Raw genomic sequence first — 2,280 nt, forward strand, 5'->3', positions numbered from 1 at the left:
GCAGAACCAGGAACCAGAATCCTTGCTCTTTGGGGCGGGGGGCATGTCAATCGCGCAACACGTAGCCTACCCCGCGCACCGTCTGGATAAGGCGCTTCTCCCCTGGGCCTTCGATCTTGAGGCGCAAGTAGCGAATATAGACCTCGATGATATTGGAGTCGCCCGTGAAGTCGCAGCCCCACACATGCTCTAAGATCTGTTGGCGGGTGAGCACCTGACGGGGGTGTTCCATCAAGTAGCGCAACAGGTCGTATTCTTTGGCCGTCAGCTCCACCTGTCGCTCTCCCCGGGTTACCTCCCGCGTTACGGGATCCAGAATCAGATCCATGAACACCAACTGGCCGTCGCGGGATCGCTTTGGCTGCCGCAAATAGATCCGTATCCGAGACAGCAGCTCCTGAATGCTGAAGGGTTTGACCACGTAATCATCCGCCCCGGCATCCAACCCCGCTGCTCGATCCGACACCTCATCTCTGGCGGTCATCAACACCACCGGCACGCGGTTGCCCGTTGAGCGCAGTCGCCGACAAATTTCCAAACCTGAGATGCCGGGCAACATCCAGTCCAACAGCACCAAGTCGGGGTTTTGGTCGCAGGCTGCCCTCAACCCGGCCATGCCATCGCTGGCTACGCTGACTCGATATCCCTCACAGGTCAGCTCCGTTTCCACAAAACGAGCCAGCTTAGCTTCATCTTCGATCACCAGAATGTGGGCAGAAGAGGGTTCAGGCTCTGGCATACGCTCTCTTGCTGAATCCAAGGAAGACGCCGAAAAACTTGCTCATTGCCCCCAAGCATATCTCAACCGTATGGATTGGCAGTCGAGATGACTGAATCCGTCCTAGCCTGCAACAGCCTTGTGGAATTGCCTGGGGTTGATATCAGCAAGTGCTTTGAGTTATTCAAAAGGCATTCATGTACCTTATCACCATGAGTATCCTAAGCCATGACCCTCTCTCCTGTTCGGCTCACCCCGCCCCTACCTCCCATTCGATGGGAAAAACTGCCGGAAGACTTTCCCTTGCCGGATGAGCCTGCGGAAAGCACCTTACAGCCCCTTTTGGCTGCTGCTCTGCGTGAGGCATTGGAACTCGCTCAGATGATCCCTGCCCAGGCTTTGATCGCCTCCAACTTTGGCCTTTGCAGCACTGTCGGGGACAAGGTGGTGGTGAAAGCCCCCGACTGGGTTTATGTGCCCGCAGTACAGCCGATTCCCGAAGGAGAGATCCGCCGCAGCTATACCCCACACTTAGAAGGGAATCCCCCGGCGATTGTGATGGAATTCATCTCCGAAACCGAGGGCGGCGAGTACTCCATCAATCCCCACTATCCCTATGGAAAATGGTATTTCTACGAGCGCATTTTGCAGGTGCCTGTCTATGTAATCTTTCATCCCAAAACCGGTGAGCTGGATGTCTACCGCCTGGAGAATGGCCGCTATACCCCTGTATCGGCGGATGAAAACCGTCGCTACTGGATCCCGGAGATTGGCTTGTTTTTGGGGGTGTGGCGGGGACAAAAAGCCGAGACCAAAGCCAACTGGTTGCGGTGGTGGACTGCCGATGGGAATTTGCTCCTATGGGGAATCGAACAGGTAGAGCAAGAGCGGCAGCGGGCCGAAGCGGCAGAAGCAGCCCTCGAACAGGCCCGTCTGGAACAGCAGCGCCTAGCCGCGAAATTGCGGGAGTTGGGCGTGGATCCCGAGGCAATAGCCGATTGAGGGCTCTCCTAGTAGGTGCGCCCGCGCCAAGAGCGGGGCCGGCTGAGGGCAGATAGGATTATCCGCAGAACGGCCAAGGGATCCGCCAGCGGAGAGATCCAAAACGTCCAGGGGGGGTCTTGATAGGAGCCGCGAATCCCCACGAGCACACCCAACCGTAGGGCAAGCAACCCCAAGTTCAGCCCCAACAGCAATTGCTCCGTCAGGGAGAGGGAAAGCCCTAAGCCGATCATGCCCAGTAAACCCACCGCCGCCAGCCCAGGGATCCCTTGGGTGAGGACGAGGAGAGCTATATCCCCCCACAACTGGGCCACAGGGGTGGCATCTTTCAAATCGAGGGATCGGCCCCACTCTCGCCAAGTTTCGCCAAAAGAAGTGTACATGCGCACCTTGAGCAGGTGCCGACCGTCGTAAAAAGCTACTTTAAAGCCGGCTGCCGCAATCTGCCGCACCAAGGTGACATCGTCACAGAAGGAGGCCCGCGCCACTGTGTAGCCATTCATCGCTTCCAGCACCGACCGGCGCACTAGCATACATTGCCCATTGGCCATCGTCCGTTC

General features: G+C 57.5%; 3 protein-coding genes. 1 reads left to right on the top strand and 2 read right to left on the bottom strand.

The annotated features are described in order from the left end of the window. Nucleotides 1-46 precede the first annotated feature (46 nt). A complete protein-coding gene (locus NW819_RS13970; protein WP_414414117.1) occupies nucleotides 47-739 on the bottom strand; it encodes a response regulator transcription factor in 693 nt (230 codons plus the stop codon). A gap of 207 nt (nucleotides 740-946) precedes the next feature. Here NW819_RS13970 and NW819_RS13975 point away from each other — a divergent pair, with 207 nt between their 5' ends. Next, nucleotides 947-1,720 (top strand): Uma2 family endonuclease, encoded by a 774-nt coding sequence (locus NW819_RS13975; protein ID WP_414414118.1) that lies wholly within the window; start codon nucleotides 947-949, stop codon nucleotides 1,718-1,720. A gap of 8 nt (nucleotides 1,721-1,728) precedes the next feature. Here the strand turns inward: NW819_RS13975 and NW819_RS13980 are convergent. After that, nucleotides 1,729-2,280, bottom strand: a 552-nt coding sequence (locus NW819_RS13980) for a glycosyltransferase (RefSeq protein WP_414414119.1), incomplete at its 5' end; no start/stop codon positions are given.

It is taken from the genome of Synechococcus sp. R8-2 (assembly GCF_047461715.1).
Classification (GTDB): Bacteria; Cyanobacteriota; Cyanobacteriia; order Thermostichales; family Thermostichaceae; genus Thermostichus.

Coding starts and splice junctions, on each gene's coding strand:
- NW819_RS13970 (WP_414414117.1), bottom strand. CDS start 739: ATGCCAGAGCCTGAACCCTCTTCTGCCCACATTCTGGTGATCGAAGAT.
- NW819_RS13975 (WP_414414118.1), top strand. CDS start 947: ATGACCCTCTCTCCTGTTCGGCTCACCCCGCCCCTACCTCCCATTCGA.